The sequence below is a fragment of the Nocardioides sp. CER19 genome (genome assembly GCF_029846275.1).
In the GTDB taxonomy this organism is placed as follows: domain Bacteria; phylum Actinomycetota; class Actinomycetes; order Propionibacteriales; family Nocardioidaceae; genus Nocardioides.
Genome location: NZ_JARVWS010000002.1, coordinates 1,355,247 through 1,375,426, shown reverse-complemented (window position 1 = coordinate 1,375,426; position 20,180 = coordinate 1,355,247). Strand labels below are relative to the sequence as shown.

Genomic DNA, 20,180 nt, shown 5'->3' with positions numbered 1-20,180 from the left:
GAGGCCGCGTGCATGTCGCAGGATGTGCGGGTGACCTCCCGGACCACGGCCCATCCCACGACGATCCCGCACGGCCGCACCGCGCGGCGCCTCGACTGGGTCTACCTCCCCCCGATGGTCAGGCGTGCCGTGGAGAAGCGCCTCGGCTCGCCCGTGGTCGAGGCCGAGTCACAGGGTGCCGGCTTCACGCCCGGGTTCGCGTCGGTCCTCACCTGCGCCGACGGCTCCCGGCACTTCGTCAAGGCGGCCTCCGTCAAGGCGCAGCGGCTGTTCGCCGACTCCTACCGCCTCGAGGCGCGCAAGCTGAAGACCCTGCCGCCGTCGGTGAGCGCGCCACGGCTCCAGTGGGTCCTGGACGAGGACGACTGGGTCGTGCTCGGCATCGAGCACGTCGCCGGGCGCGCCCCGCAGCGACCCTGGACGCCCGGCGACCTGGCCGCGGCCAGCGCGATGCTGGTCGAGACCGCCGCCGCGCTGACGCCCCCGCCGGGGCTCGGGCTGGACAGCTTCGCCGACGAGTTCGCCGGCTTCCCGGGGTACTGGGACGAGCTGCGCGAGGTGTCGCACGCGGCGGAGGCCGCGGTCCTGGCGGCCCGCTACCGGGAGGTCACCGGAGGCGACACGCTCGTTCACACCGACGTACGTGACGACAACCTGATCCTCACCGAGGAGGGCCGCGTCTACCTGTGCGACTGGAACTGGCCGGTCGTCGGCGCCGCCTGGATCGACTCCCTGCTGCTCCTCATCGGGCCGCGCGGCGACGGGCTCGACGTCGAGGCGCACATCGCCGCGCACCCCTTGCTCTCCGCGGTCGACCCCGAGGCGATCGACATCGTCCTCGCGCTGGTCACCGGCTACTTCCTGCGCTCCGCCGCCCAGCCCGCGCCGACCACGTCCCCGTGGATGCGGGAGGGCCAGCGCTGGCAGGGTGAGGTCTGCTGGATGTGGCTGGCCGAGCGGCGGGGCTGGATCTGAGGCTCGGATTTGAGGCGCCTCGCGCGCCGCTGGTAACCTTCATGGCTGCGTGTTCGAGGCCCCTCCCCTCTCATCCCACGAGTGGCCGGGAGAGCGCGCCCGAACCGAAACCACTGACGCGAAGGACAGCTAGTTCGACATGGCGAACATCAAGTCGCAGATCAAGCGCAACAAGCAGAACGAGAAGGCTCACGAGCGCAACAAGGCGGTCAAGACCGGCCTGAAGAGCGCCATCCGCAAGTTCCGTGAGGCCGCCGAGGCGGGCGACAAGGACGCGGCGCTCGCGGCCGGCCGCGACGCTGCCAAGAAGCTCGACAAGGCCGTCTCGAAGGGCGTCATCCACAAGAACCAGGCCGCGAACCGCAAGTCGGCGATCGGCAAGAAGGCCGCCTCGCTCTGAGGATCTGACTTCTCGGAAGGCCCCGCTCCGGCGGGGCCTTCCGTCATTTCCCGCCGCTACCGGCGCAGGCCGGTGATCGTCAGGACCAGCCGTTCGAGGGTGTAGGCCGGGTCGCTGGCCGCGCCCTTGAGGTCGGCATCGGCCCGGGCGACCGCGCGGATGGCGGCACCCAGCGACTCCCCGTCCCAGCCTCGTGCGACGCCCGGCAGCTTCTTCAGCTGGTAGGGATTGATGTTCTTGCGGTTGCCGCCGACGTAGTTGGCCAGCGTCCGCAGCTGGCCCGCGACGCTGCTGAGCAGGTAGACCGGGCTGGTGCCGGAGTCGAGCGCCCAGCGCACGCCCTCCATCGCCTGCAGCCGCCGGCCCGCGAGCATGGCGTCGGCGATCTCGAAGTTCTTCACCTCGGCGCGGCCGCCGAAGTACTGCGCCACCTGGGCCTCGCCGATCGTCGCGCCCGGGAAGTCGCTCACGAGCTGCTCGACCGCCGAGGCGAGCATCCGCAGGTCCTCGCCCACCGCCTGCACGAGCGCACCGGCGGCCTCGCCGTCGATCCGCGCGCCACGGGCTCGCCCTTCGGCGACCACGAACTTCGGCAGGTCCCAGGGCTTCACCGGCTCCGACTTCACCTCGACGACCGTCGAGAGCTTGCGCAGCTTGGCCAGCACGCCGCTGCCCTTGGGGCCGCCGCCGTGGACGAGCACGAGGGCGACGTCGTCGACCGGAGCCTGCGCGTAGCCGACGAGCCCGTCGACGGACTCGTCCGGCAGGTTCTCGAGCCCACGTACGACGACGCACCGGATGCTCGAGAACAAGGATGGCGCGGACAGCTCGCCCAGCGTCGCGAGCGTCAGGTCGGCAGCGAGCGCGTCGGCGACCTCGGAGTCGGCGTCGTGAGCCCGCACCGCACCCTTGACGGCCGCCACCGTCCGCTCGCTGAGGTATTCCTCCTTGCCGGTCACCAGGGTGACCCGGCCGAGCACGTCCGCCGCCGTGGGGCCTCGCTGTCCGCTCATCGGGGGAAACCTTGTCACAGCGCGCCGACAACGCGGCACCCGGTCGCCGCGGTCAGTGCGTCGACACCCGGAGCCCGTTCTCGTCGGCGACGACCGCGACGGAGCCGTCGCGGTCGGTGCGGTAGACGTCGACACCCGCCTCGGTGAGCGGGTCGAGCGTCTCCCGCGCCGGATGGCCGTAGTCGTTGTCCGCGCCCACGGAGGCGATCGCCACCGCCGGGTGCAACGACAACAGCCAGTCCTCGTCCTGGTAGCGACTGCCGTGGTGCGGGATCTTCAAGACGTCCACGTGCAGACCGGACAGCTGTCGAGCGAGCACCACCTGCCCCTGCGGCTCGACGTCGCCCGTGAGCAGCAGCCGCAGGCCGTGGCTCTCGACCAGGAGCACCACGCTCGCCTCGTTGGCCGTCGAGCCGTCGCCCGGTCCCTCGACGGGCGAGTCGGGCAGCGGCCACAGCACCTGGAGGGTGACCGCGCCGAACCGCAGCGTCGAGCCGTACGGCGCCGGAGCGATCGGCACGCCCGCGCCGGTCGCCGCCCGGGCGACCTCCCTGACGCCGGCAGGCGGGTCGGCCAGCCGCGTGGTCTCGATCGCCGTGACCCGCCGCCCGGCCAGCACGCCGGCGATCCCGTCGACGTGGTCGGCGTGGAAGTGGGTGAGCACGAGGCGCGGCACGGAGCGGATGCCGAGGTCGTCCAGGCACCGCCGCGTCGGGGCGGGGTCGGGACCGGCGTCGACGACGAGCGCCGAGCCGGGCCCGGTGCGGACGGCGAGGGCGTCGCCCTGGCCGACGTCGCACGCGACCAGCACCCAGCCCGCGGGCGGCCAGCCGGGTGAGGGCAGCCGGACCACCACCACAGCGACCAACACCAGCGAGCAGCCGAGGCCGAGCGATCGATGGCGCACCAGGCGTGGGCCGAGCAGCGCGACCGCCCCGGTGGCAACGGTCAGGAGGAGGAGCGCCCCGGCGCCCGTTCCCCAGCCGATGTGCGCAGTGGGCAGCGCGGCGCCGCGGTGCGCGACGAACGCGATCCAGGCGACGCACCACGACGCCGTCGTACCGGCGGCACGCCCCAGCGGGCCCCAGACCAGGCCGAGCAGCCCGCCGGCCAGGCCGAGCACCGTCGCCGGCCCGACCACCGGCTCGGCGAGCAGGTTGGCGCCGACCGCCGCCAGGCTGACCTGGCCCGAGATCGCGGCGATGAGCGGTGTGCAGGCGAGCTGCGCGGCGGTCGGCACGGCGATCGCCTCGGCCAGCCAGCGTGGCAGCCAGCGTGCGAGGGCGTCCCGCCAGGGCGGTCCGAGCAGGAGGATGCCGGCGGTCGCCAGGGCGGAGAGGGCGAAGCCGAGCGACGTCGCCAGGGCCGGGTCGAGCAGCATCAGGCCGAGCACCGCGGCGCCGAGGCCGCGCAGCGCTCGCTGCCGCCCGTTGGCCCCCATCGCCAGGAGGCCGACCGCACCCATCGCCGCCGCACGCACCACGCTCGGCTCGGTCCGCGCCAGCAGGACGAAGCCGGCGATGCCGAGCGCGCCCACGGCGTAGAGCCAGCGGCCGCGGACGCGGCACCACCTCGCCACGACCAGCAGGAACCCGACGAGCAGGGTCAGGTTCGTGCCGGAGACGGCCAGCAGGTGGGTGAGGCCGGTGGTCCGGAAGTCCTCGGCGAGGCCCGGCGGGACGTCACTGTCGTCGCCGTCCACGAGGGCAGGGACCAGGGCGCGCGGTTCCGCGGGCCGGTGCGCCACGGAGGCCCGGATCGATCCCCGGACGGCCGCCGCGCCGCGCCACCACAGGTCGGGAGGATGGGTCAGGCGGACGGGTCCGCGTGGCGTGAGGACCGCCGACTCGCCCGGGTCGTCGGCCGGATCCAGGCGACCATCGACCCGGACCGCCGCCCCGAGCGGCAGCCCGCGCCACGCCTCGTCCCCGAGCACGAGCACCGGGCTGCGGAGGTCGACCACGCTTCCCCGCGCCGCGACCGCGCGGACGGCGAGCCGCACCATCACCGTCGTCCCGAACCGCCCGTGGACGACATGGGGATCGGAGGCGACGGTGCCGGTGACCGTCACTGCCGCACGACGGGCGGCGAGCATCGCGACGGGGCCGTGCGCGACCTGGTGCTGGCGGAGCATCCCGACCAGCGCCACGGCGACGAGGACGAGCACCGCCGCGACCGCCGTCAGCCGGTGGGCACCGTGCAGCCGGACCGCGAGGGCGAGCAGCACGATCACGCCGACGGCGACGCACGCGCGCCCTGCCGCCGGCTCGCGGAACGCCAAGGCGGCCAGCAGTCCTCCCACCCAGGCCGCCGCGCCGAGGGCGGGAAGCCGCAGATCGGGCACGTCAGACCGTCACGTGGGGAGCGATCTTCGCAAGGGTCACCTCTCCGATCCCCTGGATGTCGAGCAGCTCGTCGACCGAGCCGAAGCCGCCGTGCTCGGTCCGGTAGTCGACGATCGCCTGCGCCGTCACCGGCCCGACCTCGGGCAGCGTGTCCAGCTCGTCGACGCTCGCGGTGTTGAGGTTCACGAGCGCTCCGGGCGCGCCCGTCCCGGACCCCGACGACCCCGGTGAGCCCAGTGACCCCAGTGACCCCGGGGCCCCCGGCGCGGGAGCCGCCGGACGCCCGACGACGATCTGCTCGCCGTCGACCAGGACGCGGGCCCGGTTGAGCCCGCTCAGGTCGGCGCCCGGTCGGGCGCCGCCTGCGGCCTCCAGGGCGTCGACGACCCGCGAGCCCGCCGGCAGCTGGAGCACGCCGGGGTGTCGCACCCTGCCGGAGACGTCGACCGTCACCGTCGCCGCGGCGCCGGCGCTCGTCGCGGTCGCCGAGGCAGTGCCGGGAGCCCGGGGCGTCCCAGGCGCCCCGCGAGACGCCGGGGTGCCCGCACCCACGGACACGAGCGGCGCCACCGGGCCGCTCGCCACCGGCGTGACCGTCGGGTCGCCGCGCATCACCCACCAGCAGGTGACCGCCAGGCTGCCGGCGACGAACAGGGCGATGACGGTGAGATGCCACGGCCCGACCCCGGTACGGCCGCGCAGCGTCTCGGGCACGGCGCCCGAGGCCCGCTCGCCGAGCCAGGCCGACGCTGACACCCGCCGTCGCGCGGCGTGCCGCCCGGGGACCGGCACCGGCGGCGGCTCGGCGTCGTCGGGCTCGGTCGGCACCAGCTCGAGCACCGGCGCGGTCTCCCACCACGGATCCTCCTCGACCGGTGGCGCGCCGTCGGGCTCGAGCTCGGCGCGCAGCAGCTCCAGCCGCCGTGCGACGGCGTCACGGTGGTCGGGTCGGGAGCGCATGCCGGCGACGCTAGGAAGAAGCGCCGACGCTCGCGACCACGCCCCGCGCCGCCTGGGGACAACGGTGCCCGGCGGCCGCCCTGGGGACGGCGACCGGCCCGTCAGAGCGCCGGAGAGACGCAGACCGCGATCATGCCGGGGCCCACATGGGCGCCCAGCGCCGCGCCGAGCTCGCCGACGCGCACCGTGCCGACGAGCCGGTCGGCGAAGCGCTCGGCCATCCGCGTCGCGAGCGTCTCGGCCCGCTCGGCGCTGCGCAGGTGGGCGACCACCACCTCGACCCGCGCCACGTCGGCGACCGCCGCCACGGCGAGCTCCTCCAGGCGGGCGAGTGCCCGGGCCGACGTACGCACCCTCTCGTGGGCGACCACGCGCCCCCCGTCGATCGTCAACAGCGGCTTGACGGCCAGGGCCGAGCCGAGCATCGCTGCCGCGGCGCCGATGCGTCCGCCGCGGCGGAGGTACTCAAGGGTGTCCACGTAGAAGTACGACGTCGTCGCGGCGGCCCGCGCGCGTGCCTGCTCCGCGGCCTCGGCCGCGGACGCCCCCGCCGCGACGGCCTCGGCGGCGGCCAGCGCGGCGAACCCGAGGCAGGGCCCCACCGCGCGGGTGTCGACCACGACGACCGGCACCGGCGCGTTGCGGGCGGCCAGCTGGGCCGACTCCAGCGTGCCGCTCATCTCCCCGGACAGGTGCACCGCGATGATCTCGTCGGCGCCACCGTCGGCCAGGCGCCGGTAGAGCGCGGACAACGCGGCCGGGGCGGGCCGCGACGTGCTCACGGAGGTCTTCGAGGCCAGCGCCGCGGCGATCTCCTCAGGGCTGGTGCCGGGCTCGCCCTCCTCGAGCTCCTCGCTCCCGATGACCACGTGCAGCGGCACCACGACGATGCCGTGTGCCTCCGCGACGTCGGCGGGCAGCATGGCACTGGAGTCGGTGACGACCACGACCTGCTGCCCCATGCGGCGACACTACCGGCCGGTCGGGGTGAGCGTCCCCCTGTCCACGCCGGCCTCAGCCGAGCGAGCCCGGGGTGTGACGCAGCCGTTGGCGTGAGTCCCCCAACGATCGGGTACGAGTCAATCGTCAAGGGGATGTGCGGGAAGCGTCCGACGAGGACCGCTTCCGCACGGGGCCGGGAGCATCCCGGCCCGCAACGACGGAGAGACGACATGACTGCCGACATCGAGCCGTACAGCAAGACGGAGTCCCACCAGGACGCCGAGCTGCCGGGGTTGATCCTGGTCCTCGTCCTGATGGCGGTCCTGACCGCCCTGGTGCTCGCGTTCTCCTGACGCTCGCGGAGCGTCATACGGAGGGAGCGCTCCGGCGCTCCACCCGCATGACGTCCCGGGGCGTCATACGACGATCCGATGGTCGCTTCGACGCGACCCGCTCGTTCCTCGCTCTCGCGCCTCAGACGACGATGTTGACGAGCTTCGGAGCCCGCACGATGACCTTGCGAACGGGCCGCCCGTCGATGGCGCGTACGACGGCCTCGTCGGCCAGCGCCAGCGCCTCGAGGTCAGCCTCGCTGATCGACGGGGAGACCTCCAGCCGGCCCTTCACCTTGCCGGCGATCTGGACGACCGCCGTGACGGTGTCCTCGACCAGCAGCGCCGGGTCGACCGTCGGCCACCCGGCGCGGGAGACGGTCGGCGTGTGGCCCAGTCGCTCCCACATCTCCTCGGCGGTGTATGGCGCGACCAGCGAGAGCAGGATCGCGACGGCCTCCGTCGCCTCGCGCACGGCGGGGTCCTCGGGGCCGCAACCGGAGTCGATCGCCTTGCGGGTCGCGTTGACCAGCTCCATGGTGCGGGCGACGACCACGTTGAAGCGGTAGGACTCCATGAGCTGCTCGACCTCGTGCAGCGTCTTGTGGGTCACCCGCCGCAACGCCACGTCACCGTCGGCGAACGACACGCCCGGCGTCGAGGCGACGTCGCCCGACAGCCGCCACGTCCGCTGCAGGAACCGCACCGAACCGGCCGGCGAGACGTCGGCCCAGTCGATGTTGTCCTCCGGCGGCGAGGCGAACACCAGCGTCAGGCGCACGGCGTCCACGCCGAAGGCGTCGATCTGGTCGCCGAGGTTGACGCCGTTGCCCAGGGACTTGGACATCTTCTTGCCCTGGTTGATGACGACGCCCTGGCCCATGAGCCGCTCGAACGGCTCCTCGAAGTCGACCATGCCCATGTCGTGCAGGACGTAGGTGAAGAACCGCGCGTAGAGCAGGTGCAGCACCGCGTGCTCCATGCCGCCGACGTACTGGTCGATCGGGCCCCACTCGCGCACGGCCTGCTCGTCGAACGGCCCGTCCTCGAAGTGCGGGGAGCAGAAGCGCAGGAAGTACCACGACGAGTCGACGAACGTGTCCATCGTGTCGCTGTCCCGCTTGGCGGGGCCGCCGCACGTCGGGCACTCGACGTTGACCCACTCCTCGACCGCGGCCAGTGGTGAGACGCCCTTCGGCTTCAGGTCGGCGCCGCGCACGTTCTCCGGCAGCCGGACCGGCAGCTGGTCGTCCGGGACAGCCACCTCGCCGTCCTTCTCGCAGTGGATGATCGGGATCGGGGCACCCCAGAAGCGCTGCCGCGACAGCAGCCAGTCGCGCAGGCGGAAGTTCACGGTGCCGGTCCCCCGGCCCTCGGCCTCGAGCCGGGCGATGATCGTCGAGATGCCCGAGGCCTTGTCGGTCAGGCCGTCCAGCGCGGGGCTGTTGACGTAGGCGCCGTCACCGGTCGTGGCGACGTAGGTCTCCTCCGGGTTGTCGGCGCCCGCCACGTCGATGACGCGGCGCACGGGCAGACCGAACTCCTTCGCGAAGTCGAGGTCGCGCTGGTCGTGGGCCGGTACCGCCATGATCGCGCCGGTGCCGTAGTCGGCCAGCACGTAGTCGGCCGCCCACACGGGCACCTGCTCACCGGTCACGGGGTTGGTGGCCGTGACACCCAGGTCCACGCCGGTCTTGGGCCGGTCGGTCGAGAGGCGGTCGATGTCGGAGGACTTCCGCACGTCCTCGACGTACGCCGCCAGGGCGTCCGCCTGGCTCGGGGCCACGATCTCCGCCGCCAGCGCGGCATCGGCCGCGACGACCATGAACGTCGCGCCGTAGAGCGTGTCCGGCCGCGTGGTGAAGACCGTGATCGTGCGGGTGCCCCCCGAGGCCAGGCTGATGTCGAAGTCGATGTGGGCGCCCTCGGAACGACCGATCCAGTTGCGCTGCGAGTGGACGACCCGCTCAGGCCACTGGCCCTCCAGCTCGTCCAGGCCGTCCAGGAGCCGCTGCGCGAAGTCGGTGATCTTGAAGTACCACTGCGTCAGCTCCTTCTTGGTCACGACGGCGCCGCAACGCTCGCAGGTGCCATCGGACAGCACCTGCTCGTTGGCCAGGACGGTCTGGTCGTTGGGACACCAGTTGACCGGGCTGTTCTTGCGATAGGCCAGGCCGCGCTCGCGGAACTTCAGGAACAGCCACTGGGTCCAGCGGTAGTACTCCGGGTCGGAGGTGTGCAGGCGGCGGGACCAGTCGAAGGAGACGGCGTACTTCTTGAACGAGCGGAACTGGGTCTCGATGTTGGCGTAGGTGTAGGTCGCCGGGTGCTCGTCATTGCGGATCGCCGCGTTCTCGGCGGGCAGGCCGAAGGAGTCCCAGCCCATCGGGTTGAGCACGTCGTAGCCACGGTGCCACCAGTAGCGCGCGATGACGTCGTGCAGCGCCATGACCTCGGCGTGACCCATGTGCAGGTCGCCCGAGGGGTAGGGGAACATCGTCAGCGCGTAGCGCTTCTCGGCTCCCTGGCGCTCGCCGGCCCGGAACTGGTCGAGCCGCTCCCACACCGGCTGCCACTTGGCCTGCAGCGCGTCGGCGTCGTAGACGATCTCGTCCTGGGTCTGTTCCTGGGTCATGTTCTCTTCAGTCTCTCGCTGGTCGGATCCGGCTGCGTCGAACCCCTTCGTGGCATGAAAAAACCCCTCACACAGGGAGGGGTTGCCGCGCTGCGCAGGCCCCGGGTCGGGAGCCTGCCCTGGTCAGCGCGGCTGGCCGAGAAGAAGGGTCGTGGTCCGCACGCCTCCAGGGTACTCCACCCGCTCGGTGGACGCCGTGCCGCGCGGCCGGACGCATCCGCCAAGCGGGCCCAAGGTCTCGACGCGCCGGGACCATGGCCCTTGTTTGTCACCGCCTGCGCGCCGTGACAGACTGTCTCCGCCCGCCGGCCGGACCGCATCGCCGCGGAGCGAAGACCCCCCCATTTCGCTCCGTTGCGTGCCCTGGCCGGCGGTGCCTTTTCTCTCACCGACCCCCACCTCGCCCGGGCTCTCCCGCCGGGAATGGGACGCCGCCCCCCACCGTTGTGAGAGGCATGGCCACCACCGAACTCACCGCCGACACCTTCGAGCAGACCGTCGTCGACAACGACATCGTGCTCGTCGACTTCTGGGCGTCCTGGTGCGGTCCGTGTCGCCAGTTCGCCCCTGTCTACGACGCCGCCTCCGAGACCTACCCGGACATCGTGTTCGGCAAGGTCGACACGGAGGCCGAGCAGGCGCTGGCCGGCGCCGCCCGCATCACGTCGATCCCGACGCTGATGGCGTTCAAGAAGGGCCACCTCGTCTTCTCGCAGCCGGGCGCGCTCCCCCGGGAGGCGCTCGCCCAGGTCATCGACGCCGTCGTCGAGCTCGACGTCGACGCCGCCCTCGCCGAGGCCCAGGAGCAGGCTCAGCGCCCGCAGGAGGCCTGACGCTTACGGTTCCGCGGCGGTGACCGCTTAGGGTGACCGCCGTGGAACCGACGGCAGCACCCGGCCCGGCTCCGGGGGCAGTCCCGGCCGGCATCGACCCCGAGAAGCTCGCGATCACCCTCGAGGTCCTCGGTCAGCTCCACGAGCTGCCGGCCGACCACGCCGACGTCCAGACGGTCAAGCGCGCGACGTCGTACATGTGGAAGCTGCTGAAGAAGTCACGCCGCACCGAGATCCGGCTGGCGAAGCAGGCCCACGACCAGGCGATCATCGAGCTGACCGCGACCGGCTCGCCGATCCGGATCGACGACGAGACCGCTGGCATCCCGTTGGTCTCCAACGCCGCGGGCGCGTTCGCGGGCGAGCTGCTCACGGCGCGCGGCTGCTACATCTGCAAGCAGGACTTCACGCTGGTCGACGCGTTCTACCACTGGCTCTGCCCGTCGTGCGCGGCGATGAGCCACGCCAAGCGGGACCAGCGCACCGACCTCACCGGCCGACGCGCGCTGCTGACCGGCGGCCGCGCCAAGATCGGCATGTACATCGCGCTCCGCCTGCTCCGCGACGGCGCCCACCTGACGATCACGACCCGCTTCCCCAAGGACGCGGTGCGCCGGTTCGCGGCGATGGAGGACAGCCCCGAGTGGCTGCACCGTCTCAAGATCGTCGGCATCGACCTGCGCGACCCCACCCAGGTCATCGCGCTCACCGACGACGTGGCCGCCGACGGCCCGCTCGACATCATCGTCAACAACGCCTGCCAGACCGTTCGCCGCCTGCCCGGCGCGTACTCGAGCCTGATCGAGGGCGAGAACGCACCCCTGGCGCCGCTGCCCGGCGGCCTCGAGCTGCCCGAGATGGTCACCTTCGACCGGATCTCCGAGGCGCACCCCGCCGCGATCGCCGGCGCGCTCACCGCGCACCCGGTCGCCCACCACGAGGGCGAGTCGGACGCGTCCGCGCTCGCCGCCCACAACGCCGCGACCATGACGGCGCTCGCGCTCAAGGCCGGTGGCGCGTCGCTCGAGGCGCACCTGGCCGGTACCGCCGTCGACGCCGGGGGCCTCATCCCCGACATCCAGGCCAACAACTCCTGGACCCAGGTCGTCGACGAGGTCGACCCGCTGGAGCTGCTCGAGGTGCAGTTCTGCAACTCGATCGCGCCGTTCCTCATCGTCTCGCGCCTGCGGCCGGCGATGCGGGCCGCCGTCGCTCGGGGGGCCCGCCGGGCCTACGTGGTCAACGTGTCCGCCATGGAGGGCCAGTTCAGCCGCCGTTACAAGGGCGCCGGCCACCCGCACACCAACATGGCGAAGGCCGCGCTCAACATGCTGACGCGTACGTCGGCCGGCGAGATGTTCGAGACCGACCAGATCCTGATGGCGGCCGTCGACACCGGCTGGATCACCGACGAGCGGCCCCACCACGAGAAGCTGCGCATCGCCGCCGAGGGCTGGCACGCGCCTCTCGACCTGGTCGACGGCGCCGCCCGCGTCTACGACCCCATCGTCCGCGGCGAGGCCGGCGAGGACCTCTACGGCTGCTTCCTCAAGGACTACCAGCCCTCCCCCTGGTGATCCGCGGCCGGTGTTTCCGGCGCGCCCCCAAAGTGTCACCGTGACCGTTTGCGGCTCGGGTGACCGTTCTGAAAGGTCACTCGAGGGCCAAAGTGTCACGGTGACATGTTGGTCATCCACAGGCTGACGGTGCACGGGGTGCGCGGTCCGTACGCCGCCCGCAGGCTGGCCCCATGGACCGACCCGACCCGCGTCAGATGCTCGTGTCGGCGCGCGAACGACGCGCCGAAGGTGCCGAGCCGCCGCATCTCGACGCGAGCCTCGATCGTGTCCGGCGCGGCTACTACCGCCCGGCCGGGGCGGACCTCACCGCGTCCGACCTCTACCGCCTGCGCATCCACGCCACCCGTGAGGCGCGGACCGAGCGGCTGGTCTTCTCGCACGCCTCGGCGGCCGAGCTCTGGGGCTGCCCGCAGCTCGCCGCTGACACCGCCTTCGTGCATGCGACCCGACCCGGCAAGGCCCGCCGGACGTCGGCCGGCGTCAAGGTCCATCGCTCGGTGATCCCGGACGACCACGTGGTCCGCCTCGCCGACGGTCTCGTGGTCACCAGCAGGGAGTGGACCGCCGTACAGCTGGCGGCAGCGCTCCCCCTGCCGAACGCGCTGCTGCCGCTCGACCACCTCGTGCGGCTCCTCAACGAGGACCCCACCGGCGACCCGGCCGGGCTCGCCGTGGTCGAGCGACTCGTGGCCCTGGTACCAGCGCAGATGAAGGGCGGTGCCCGGGCGGAGCGGAACCTCCGACTCGCCGATCCGCGGTCAGACTCCGCCGGCGAGTCGCTCAGCAGGGGTCAGATGGAGCTGCTCCGCGTCCCTCGCCCCCAGCTGCAGGTGCGCTTCCCCCGCGGCGACCTGCCCGGCGACGACGTCGTCGACTTCGACTGGCCCGAGCTGGAGACGTTCGGCGAGTTCGACGGCAAGGGCAAGTACTTCCGCAGCGACCTCACCGAGGGACGCACCCCCGAGGAGGTGCTGTGGGACGAGAAGCTCCGCGAGGATCGTGTACGCCGACACCGCCCCCGCGCCGCACGGTGGGGATGGGACATCGCCCTGTCACGCGACAAGCTCGGCCGCGTCCTCGCCCAGGCGGGCATCCGCCCCGGCACCCGCTGACGGCCACCCGGGTGACGTGCGGAGACTGCGGAGGGCCGGCGCAGTCGCCAAAGTGTCACCGTGACCCTTTGCGGGTCGAGTGACAGCTACGAAGTGTCACTCACCGCGAGGAGTGTCACGGTGACACTTTGGCGACTGCACCGGCTCCGGCGCGCCGACAACGCCGAGGGCCGGCCTCCCCACGGGGAGACCGGCCCTCGGTCGTCGTACGGCTGGATCACTTCAGGTCGAAGCGGTCGTTCTCCATGACCTTCGTCCAGGCGGCGACGAAGTCCTTGACGAACTTCTCCTGTGCGTCGTCACTGCCGTAGACCTCGGCGAGCGCCCGCAGCTGCGAGTTCGAGCCGAAGATCAGGTCGTTGGCGGTGGCAGTCCACTTGAGGTCGCCGGTGGCGGCGTCGCGGATCTCGTAGACGTTCTCGGCGTCGGACGCCTTCCACTCCGTGCCCGGCGCGAGCAGGTTGGCGAAGAAGTCGTTCGACAGGACGCCCGGACGGTCGGTGAACACACCGTGCTTCGACCCGTCGACGTTGGTGCCGAGGGCCCGCATGCCGCCGACCAGGACGGTCATCTCCGGCGCGGTGAGGTCGAGCATGTAGGCGCGGTCCACCAGCAGCGTCTCCAGCGGCCGCTTCTCGCCCGGACGGACGTAGTTGCGGAAGCCGTCGGCCCGAGGCTCGAGCACGCGGAAGGAGTCGACGTCGGTCTGCTCCTGGGTCGCGTCGGTGCGGCCCGGGCGGAACGGGACCGTGATGTCGACGCCGGCGTCCTTGGCGGCCTTCTCGACCGCGGCGGCACCGCCGAGGACGATGAGGTCGGCCAGCGAGATCTTCGTGGCACCGGTGTTGAACTCCGCCTGGACCTCCTCCAGCTTGGCGAGCACGGTCGCGAGCTCGGCCGGCTGGTTGACCTCCCAGCCGCGCTGCGGCTCCAGTCGGATCCGGGCACCGTTGGCACCACCGCGCTTGTCGGTGGAGCGGAAGGTGGCGGCCGAGGCCCAGGCGGTCGTCGCGAGCTGCGACACCGTCAGGCCCGAGTCGAGCAGCTTGCCCTTGAGCGCCGCGATGTCCGCCTCGGAGACCAGCTCGTGGTCGACGGGGGGCACCGGGTCCTGCCACAGCTGAGGCTCGGGCACCCACGGACCGAGGTAGCGGGTGACCGGGCCCATGTCGCGGTGGAGCAGCTTGTACCAGGCCTTCGCGAAGGCCTCGGCGAACTGGTCGGGGTTCTCGAGGAAGTTGCGCGAGATCTTCTCGTAGACCGGGTCGAACCGGAGCGCCAGGTCCGAGGTGAGCATGCGCGGCTCGCGCTTGCCCTCGCCCTGGGCCTCCGGCACCAGGCCGGCGCCGGCGCCGTTCTTCGGCCGCCACTGGTTCGCACCGGCGGGCGACTTGAACAGCTCCCACTCGTAGGCGAACAGGATGTGGAAGAACTCGTTGTCCCACCGGGTCGGGTGGTAGGTCCAGGTGACCTCGAGACCCGAGGTGATCGTGTCGATGCCCTTGCCGGTGCCGTAGGAGCTCTGCCAGCCCAGGCCCTGCGCCTCGAGCGGGGCGGCCTCGGGCTCCGGGCCGACGCTGTCGGCCGGGCCGGCGCCGTGCGTCTTGCCGAACGTGTGACCGCCGGCGATCAGCGCGACGGTCTCCTCGTCGTTCATCGCCATCCGGGCGAAGGTCTCGCGGATGTCCCGCGCCGAGGCGACCGGGTCCGGGTTGCCGTTCGGGCCCTCGGGGTTGACGTAGATGAGGCCCATCTGGACCGCGCCGAGCGGGTCGTCCAGCTCGCGCTCGCCCTGGTAGCGCTCGTCGCCCAGCCAGGCGTCCTCCGGACCCCAGAAGATCTCCTCCGGCTCCCAGACGTCCTCACGGCCGAACGCGAAGCCGAACGTCGTGAAGCCCATGTCCTCCAGCGCGACGTTGCCGGCCAGGACGAGCAGGTCGGCCCACGAGATCTTCTGGCCGTACTTCTTCTTGACCGGCCACAGGAGACGGCGCGCCTTGTCGAGGCTGACGTTGTCGGGCCAGCTGTTGAGCGGCGCGAACCGCTGGGCGCCGTCGCCGGCGCCGCCGCGGCCGTCGTGGATCCGGTAGGTACCGGCCGCGTGCCAGCTGAGCCGGATCATCAGGCCGCCGTAGTGACCGAAGTCGGCCGGCCACCAGTCCTGGGAGTTGTTCAGGACCTCGACGACGTCACGCTTGACCGCCTCGACGTCCAGCTTGGCGAACTCCGCCGCGTAGTCGAAGTCGGCGCCCAGGGGGTTGCCGGCCGGGCTGTGGGCGTGGAGGACCGACAGGTCGAGCTGGTTGGGCCACCAGTCCTTGTTCGTGTGAGGACGGCCGCCGGTCTTCGGCGTCGGCGAGTCGATAGCCGGGTTCTCGCTCTCACTGCCGTGGGCAGCGGCGCTGTCGTGCATCACCGGGCAGCCACCCTCGGCCTTGCGGTCGATGCCCTGCGGGCTCTCGTTCTCGGACATGTGCTTCCTTCCAGGGGCGATTACTCAGGAACTTGCGGTGGAGCAGTCGGGGCACAGGCCCCAGTAGATGACCTCGGCCTCGTCGATCACGAAGCCGTGATCGTCGGAGGCGGTCAGACAGGGCGCCGCGCCGTGGGCGCAGTCGACGTCGACGATGACGCCGCACGAGCGGCAGACCGCGTGGTGGTGGTTGTCACCCACACGACTCTCGTAGCGAGAGACGGAACCGGACGGCTGGATGCGGCGCACCAGCCCCTTGGCGGTCAGGGTGTGCAGCGAGTCGTAGACGGCCTGGTGGGACACCTCGGGCAGCTCCGCGCGAACGGCACCGAGGATGGAGTCGGTGTCGGCGTGCGGGAGCGTGTGGACGGCACCGAGTACGGCGACCCGCGGCCGCGTCACCCGGAGACCGACCTCCCGCAGCATCTGCTCGAGGTCGTTCGTCGCTGGCACATCGCCCACCCTTTCCCTTTTTCTTGAACAAGTCAAGAATATGGAAGGACGTGTCGGGTGACCGGATCCGACAGGGACGTCAGGGCGTCGCGGTCGGGTCCGCGGAGGCGTCGCTGCTGCCCGTCGACGTCGGCTGGTCGGTGGCGCTGGAGCCGTCCGTCGGGGTCGGGCTGCCGCTCGGCGTCGGATCGGCCGACGGCGTCGGCACGAGGCCGTCGATCGTCTCGGGCAGCTTGGTGACGACGTCGTCCACGTTCGCCTTGGCGTCGTCGAGCGTCTTCCCGTCGAGCGAGTGCACGCAGCTGGTGATCGCCTGGTCGCGGACATCCGCCGGCGTCGGCTGGTAGGCCTTGTCGATCCGATCGGTGCACAGGTCGGTGAGGTCCTTGGTGGAGGCTGCCGTGGCCGGGGGTGTCGTCGTCCCCCCGCCAGGAGTCGGCTCGCCACTCGCCGGCGGCTGGATCGGCGAGGCGGGGGTGCCCGCGGTGCCCGGCTGGCCGGAGGCGTGCGCCGGGTGGCCGATGTGCGACGTGACGGTGCCCTTCGCGTGGCGCTGGTGGCGCTGGTGACGCTGGTGGCCGGGAGTGCCCGCCGGCTCGGTCGGGCTCGGCTCGACCGTGAACGGCACGGGCGAGACCAGGCGGGCGGTCACGAAGCTCGGGTCCGCGAGCCCGGTCCCGGCCTGGTAGGCGGCCGCGACGCCCAGCACGGCGGACACGTAGGACGTGGAGTGGTTGTAACGCAGCAGTGCGGTCTGGCGGCCGGCGTCGGTGGCGAGATCCTCGGGGCCGGAGCAGAGGTAGACGGCGGCGGCCAGGGCGGCGTCGTCGATGTCCTGCGGGTTGCGCTGCCCGTCGCCGTCGGCGTCCACGCCGACGACCGACCACGTGGACGGGAGGAACTGCATCGGCCCGACGGCGTGGTCGAACTTCGTGTCGCCGTCGAGCAGGCCACCGTCGGTGTCCTTCACCAGCATCCGCCCGCCGATCCCGGTGAGCGCCGGACCGATGACGCTGGGCGTGTCGAGCCCGTTGGCGTCGAGCGCGCTTCCGGCATGACGACCGTGGTCCGACTCGATCCGGCCGATCCCGGCGAGCACGCTCCAGTCGAGGTGGCAGGTGGCGTCGGCACTGTCGATGACGGTCGCGGCGCGCTGGTAGGCGGCGAGTGCGACAGGCGGGATCGCGGGTGCGGAGAGCACCGACGCGGGTACGACGGCCGCAGCCGCCGGTGCCGTCCCGCCGGCGCTCCAGACGCTGGCCGGAGCCTGGGTGGCGGGCGGCACGACCAGGGCGCTGGCGGGCGGGGTGGGCGTCGTGGCCGGCGTCGAGGTGGCCGAGGTCGGGTTGTCGCTGGCCGTTCCGATGACGGCCGGCACCTCGCCGTTCGGCGTACGCGCCACCGCATAGGTGCACACCACCGAGAGCGCCGCGAGCGGGACCAACGAGATGGCCTTCGGCAGGTTGCCGATCCGCGGCGTCATCGTGCGACCTCTCCCTCCGACTTGCGCCGCCCGGGAAGGGAATGCGGGGCGACACCGCATCATCCCTCTCGGGACTAGTGCCCCGACCGGATTCGGATGAACCCTTCCCCCAACCTAGGTGAAGGATCGGCGACGGTCTACCTCGATGAAGGATCTGTCACACGCCACGCTGCCGGCGTGCGGTGAGGCGCCGATCGTCGGCCACGTGACCCGGCTGGTCCTCGTCCACGGCGGCGATGTGGACGACGGCGTCCCCGGTGTTGACCAGCGGCGCGCGGTTCAGCCCGACGACGATCCCGGCGCGGTCGGCGTGGACCAGCCGGACCCGGCGGCCCAGCGTGTCGCTGATCCCGCCCAGCCGCCGGCCGACCTCGACCAGGTCGCCGAGCTGGACGTCGAGCTGCAGGACGCCGCTCCCCCGGGCGCGGACCCAGCCGCTCGCGCGCGAGACGAGGGTGGGCCGCGGCTCGTCGTCGGCCTCGTCGACACCCTCCTCCTCGGGCAGCATCCCCAGCGTGTCGAGCACCCGCAGGACCCCGATCACGCCGGTGTCGATCGACTCGTCGTCGAACCGCAGCGCCTCGCCGGCCTCGTAGACGAGCACCCGCGCGCCGGCCGCCCGCGCCGCCTGGCGCAGCGAGCCGTCACGCAGCGAGGCGTGCAGCGCGACGGGCGCCCCGAAGGCGAGGGCCAGCCGACGGGTCTCCGCGTCGTCGAGGTCGGCGCGCACCTGGGGCAGGTTGGCGCGCCGGTCGGCGGCGGTGTGCAGGTCGATGCCGAGCTCGCACTTGGCGACGACCTGGGTCATGAACAGGTGGGCGATCCGCGCGGCCAGCGACCCACGCCCCGAGCCAGGGAAGGACCGGTTGAGGTCGCGCCGGTCGGGCAGGTAGCGATCGCCGGTCATGAAGCCCAGCACGTTGACCACGGGGACGGCGACGAGCGTGCCCCGCAGCGTCTTCGCGGAGAGCTGGCCCAGGACCCGCCGGATCACCTCGACACCGACGACCTCGTCGCCGTGGATGGCCGCGTTGACCCACACCACCGGTCCCGGCTCGCGGCCGTGGACGACCTGCACCGGGATGCTGACGTCACCGCCCGTGACGAGCCGGGTCAGCGGCAGCTCGACGGCCCGGCTGGCACCCGCCCGCACCCGAACGTCGCCGATGCCGAACGACTCACGAGCCATCCACGCGCCTCCGGTTCGACCGCCGCACGGCCCGCCCCGGGCGACCGCCTCGGTAGGAGCTCGACACGTCGACGACGTACCCCTGCTCCAGCACCTCGCGTCCGACCAGCATCCGGAAGCCCATCTCGTCGCGGCGCGCCAGAGTCACCTCCGCCGGCACGACCCGGTCGAGCAGCCGCAGGTCGAGCCGTACGACGACCCGGTCCTCGCTGTGCCCGGACGAGCTGCGGACCGTGCGCCGGTCGTGCACGGGCACCTCGACGCGGACGGCGTCCGCGGCGCTGCGCTGCCAGGGGTGCACCTCGAAGCTGACCCACGACTCACCGTCGCGCTCGAACTCCGCGAGGTCGAACGCGTGGAGCGACGACGTGCGTGCGCCGGTGTCGATCTTGGCCTTCATCCACTCCACGCCGACACCCGGGAGACCGACCCACTCACGCCATCCCACCGCGCTGGTTAGATGAGTGCCGGACACGTCCCCTATCCAAGCAGGATCCCCCCGTGAAGCTGGCAATCCTCTCGCGCGCGCCGCGGGCCTACAGCACCCAACGACTCCGCGCCGCCGCCGCCGATCGGGGGCACACCGTCAAGGTCCTCGACACCCTGCGCTTCGCGATCGACCTCACCGACAACGAGCCCGACCTGCAGTTCCGCGGCAAGCGGCTCTCGCAGTACGACGCGATCATCCCGCGCATCGGGAACTCGATCACCTACTACGGCACCGCCGTCGTGCGGCAGTTCGAGCAGATGGACGTCTACACGCCCAGCACGGCCAGCGGCATCTCCAACTCGCGCGACAAGCTGCGCGCGATGCAGATCCTGTCGCGGCACGGGATCGCCATGCCGCCGACGACGTTCGTGCGCAACCGGGCGGACGTGATCCCGGCGATCGAGCGGGTCGGCGGCGCGCCGGTCGTCATCAAGCTGCTGGAGGGGACCCAGGGCATCGGCGTGATCCTGGCGCCGTCGATCAAGGTGGCCGAGGCGATCATCGAGACGCTGCAGTCGACCCGGCAGAACGTCCTGATCCAGAGCTTCGTCAAGGAGTCCAAGGGCCGAGACGTGCGGGCCCTCGTCGTCGGCGACCGCGTCGTGGCCGCCATGCGCCGCATCGCCCAGGGCGACGAGTTCCGCTCCAACGTGCACCGCGGCGGATCGGTGGAGAAGGTGGACGTCGACCCGGAGTTCGAGCGCACCGCCGTGCGCGCCGCCCAGATCATGGGCCTCAAGGTCGCCGGTGTCGACCTGCTCGAGAGCGACGCGGGTCCGCTCGTCATGGAGGTGAACTCCTCCCCCGGACTCGAGGGCATCGAGACCGCCACCAAGCTCGACGTCGCCGGCGCGATCGTCGACTACATCGACAACCAGGTCGCGTTCCCGCAGATCGACGTCCGCGAGCGGCTGGCCGTGTCCACCGGGTACGGCGTCGCCGAGCTCGTCGTCCACGGCGACGCA

At 72.2% G+C, this 20,180-nt stretch carries 16 protein-coding genes and 1 pseudogene; 7 read left to right on the top strand and 10 right to left on the bottom strand.

Annotated features, from left to right (window positions below; translation table 11 throughout):
* The first annotated feature begins 30 nt into the window (after positions 1-30).
* Both QDS12_RS15060 and rpsT read left to right on the top strand, forming a co-directional pair.
* Positions 31-975 (top strand): hypothetical protein, encoded by a 945-nt coding sequence (locus QDS12_RS15060; protein ID WP_279880206.1) that lies wholly within the window; start codon positions 31-33, stop codon positions 973-975.
* Between the two features lie 139 nt (positions 976-1,114).
* On the top strand, positions 1,115-1,375 hold the full coding sequence (gene rpsT / locus QDS12_RS15055; RefSeq protein ID WP_279880203.1) for a 30S ribosomal protein S20: 261 nt from the start codon (positions 1,115-1,117) through the stop codon (positions 1,373-1,375).
* Positions 1,376-1,431: 56 nt separating this feature from the next.
* Here rpsT and holA read toward each other — a convergent pair whose 3' ends face one another.
* The 4 genes from holA to QDS12_RS15035 form a co-directional block, all read right to left on the bottom strand.
* Positions 1,432-2,388, bottom strand: coding sequence for a DNA polymerase III subunit delta (holA, locus tag QDS12_RS15050; protein ID WP_279880201.1), 957 nt, complete (start codon positions 2,386-2,388; stop codon positions 1,432-1,434).
* Positions 2,389-2,440: 52 nt separating this feature from the next.
* The gene (locus QDS12_RS15045) at positions 2,441-4,732 is read right to left on the bottom strand and encodes a ComEC/Rec2 family competence protein (RefSeq protein ID WP_279880199.1); all 2,292 of its coding nucleotides are present in this window, start codon (positions 4,730-4,732) and stop codon (positions 2,441-2,443) included.
* Between the two features lies 1 nt (position 4,733).
* Positions 4,734-5,693, bottom strand: a complete 960-nt coding sequence (locus QDS12_RS15040) for a ComEA family DNA-binding protein (RefSeq protein ID WP_279880198.1) — start codon at positions 5,691-5,693, stop codon at positions 4,734-4,736.
* Positions 5,694-5,794: 101 nt separating this feature from the next.
* Positions 5,795-6,655 (bottom strand): DegV family protein, encoded by an 861-nt coding sequence (locus QDS12_RS15035; protein ID WP_279880196.1) that lies wholly within the window; start codon positions 6,653-6,655, stop codon positions 5,795-5,797.
* Between the two features lie 210 nt (positions 6,656-6,865).
* Between QDS12_RS15035 and QDS12_RS15030 the strand changes: the two genes are divergently transcribed.
* On the top strand, positions 6,866-6,988 hold the full coding sequence (locus tag QDS12_RS15030) for a hypothetical protein (RefSeq protein ID WP_279880194.1): 123 nt from the start codon (positions 6,866-6,868) through the stop codon (positions 6,986-6,988).
* Between the two features lie 121 nt (positions 6,989-7,109).
* Here QDS12_RS15030 and leuS read toward each other — a convergent pair whose 3' ends face one another.
* Positions 7,110-9,602 carry a leucine--tRNA ligase gene (leuS, locus tag QDS12_RS15025; RefSeq protein WP_279880192.1) on the bottom strand — a complete coding sequence of 831 codons (2,493 nt, stop codon included), beginning with the start codon at positions 9,600-9,602 and terminating at the stop codon, positions 7,110-7,112.
* Between the two features lie 455 nt (positions 9,603-10,057).
* Here leuS and trxA point away from each other — a divergent pair, with 455 nt between their 5' ends.
* From trxA to QDS12_RS15010, 3 genes are all read left to right on the top strand, one after another.
* The gene (trxA, locus tag QDS12_RS15020; RefSeq protein ID WP_279880190.1) at positions 10,058-10,435 is read left to right on the top strand and encodes a thioredoxin; all 378 of its coding nucleotides are present in this window, start codon (positions 10,058-10,060) and stop codon (positions 10,433-10,435) included.
* 41 nt (positions 10,436-10,476) lie between these two features.
* A complete protein-coding gene (locus QDS12_RS15015) occupies positions 10,477-12,012 on the top strand; it encodes an SDR family NAD(P)-dependent oxidoreductase (protein ID WP_279880188.1) in 1,536 nt (511 codons plus the stop codon).
* Between the two features lie 173 nt (positions 12,013-12,185).
* Positions 12,186-13,127 (top strand): hypothetical protein, encoded by a 942-nt coding sequence (locus tag QDS12_RS15010; protein WP_279880186.1) that lies wholly within the window; start codon positions 12,186-12,188, stop codon positions 13,125-13,127.
* Positions 13,128-13,344: 217 nt separating this feature from the next.
* Here the strand turns inward: QDS12_RS15010 and katG are convergent, their stop codons facing one another.
* The 5 genes from katG to QDS12_RS14985 all read right to left on the bottom strand — a co-directional run bounded on the left by katG (position 13,345) and on the right by QDS12_RS14985 (position 19,173).
* Positions 13,345-15,600 (bottom strand): catalase/peroxidase HPI, encoded by a 2,256-nt coding sequence (gene katG / locus QDS12_RS15005; RefSeq protein ID WP_279880185.1) that lies wholly within the window; start codon positions 15,598-15,600, stop codon positions 13,345-13,347.
* A 24-nt stretch (positions 15,601-15,624) separates the two neighbouring features.
* Positions 15,625-16,026: a Fur family transcriptional regulator gene (locus QDS12_RS15000; RefSeq protein WP_279880456.1), complete on the bottom strand. Its 402-nt coding sequence runs from the start codon at positions 16,024-16,026 to the stop codon at positions 15,625-15,627.
* A gap of 106 nt (positions 16,027-16,132) precedes the next feature.
* A complete protein-coding gene (locus QDS12_RS14995) occupies positions 16,133-17,536 on the bottom strand; it encodes a lytic murein transglycosylase (RefSeq protein ID WP_279880183.1) in 1,404 nt (467 codons plus the stop codon).
* A 157-nt stretch (positions 17,537-17,693) separates the two neighbouring features.
* Positions 17,694-18,725 carry a succinylglutamate desuccinylase/aspartoacylase family protein gene (locus QDS12_RS14990; protein WP_279880181.1) on the bottom strand — a complete coding sequence of 344 codons (1,032 nt, stop codon included), beginning with the start codon at positions 18,723-18,725 and terminating at the stop codon, positions 17,694-17,696.
* Positions 18,715-19,173, bottom strand: a complete 459-nt coding sequence (locus tag QDS12_RS14985; RefSeq protein ID WP_279880453.1) for a RimK/LysX family protein — start codon at positions 19,171-19,173, stop codon at positions 18,715-18,717. Before QDS12_RS14985 ends, QDS12_RS14990 begins: the two co-directional genes overlap by 11 nt.
* A 53-nt stretch (positions 19,174-19,226) precedes the next feature.
* Between QDS12_RS14985 and rimK the strand changes: the two are divergent.
* Positions 19,227-20,087: pseudogene (gene rimK, locus QDS12_RS14980) on the top strand (30S ribosomal protein S6--L-glutamate ligase); the annotation flags it as partial.
* Positions 20,088-20,180: the final 93 nt, after the last annotated feature.

Bases quoted from the DNA above. Each gene is read 5' to 3' on its own strand.
- katG (WP_279880185.1), bottom strand. From the start codon at position 15,600: ATGTCCGAGAACGAGAGCCCGCAGGGCATCGACCGCAAGGCCGAGGGT.
- QDS12_RS15035 (WP_279880196.1), bottom strand. From the start codon at position 6,655: ATGGGGCAGCAGGTCGTGGTCGTCACCGACTCCAGTGCCATGCTGCCC.
- QDS12_RS14995 (WP_279880183.1), bottom strand. From the start codon at position 17,536: ATGACGCCGCGGATCGGCAACCTGCCGAAGGCCATCTCGTTGGTCCCG.
- rpsT (WP_279880203.1), top strand. From the start codon at position 1,115: ATGGCGAACATCAAGTCGCAGATCAAGCGCAACAAGCAGAACGAGAAG.
- holA (WP_279880201.1), bottom strand. From the start codon at position 2,388: ATGAGCGGACAGCGAGGCCCCACGGCGGCGGACGTGCTCGGCCGGGTC.
- QDS12_RS15040 (WP_279880198.1), bottom strand. From the start codon at position 5,693: ATGCGCTCCCGACCCGACCACCGTGACGCCGTCGCACGGCGGCTGGAG.
- trxA (WP_279880190.1), top strand. From the start codon at position 10,058: ATGGCCACCACCGAACTCACCGCCGACACCTTCGAGCAGACCGTCGTC.
- QDS12_RS15000 (WP_279880456.1), bottom strand. From the start codon at position 16,026: ATGCTGCGGGAGGTCGGTCTCCGGGTGACGCGGCCGCGGGTCGCCGTA.
- leuS (WP_279880192.1), bottom strand. From the start codon at position 9,602: ATGACCCAGGAACAGACCCAGGACGAGATCGTCTACGACGCCGACGCG.
- QDS12_RS15030 (WP_279880194.1), top strand. From the start codon at position 6,866: ATGACTGCCGACATCGAGCCGTACAGCAAGACGGAGTCCCACCAGGAC.
- QDS12_RS15010 (WP_279880186.1), top strand. From the start codon at position 12,186: ATGGACCGACCCGACCCGCGTCAGATGCTCGTGTCGGCGCGCGAACGA.
- QDS12_RS14990 (WP_279880181.1), bottom strand. From the start codon at position 18,725: ATGGCTCGTGAGTCGTTCGGCATCGGCGACGTTCGGGTGCGGGCGGGT.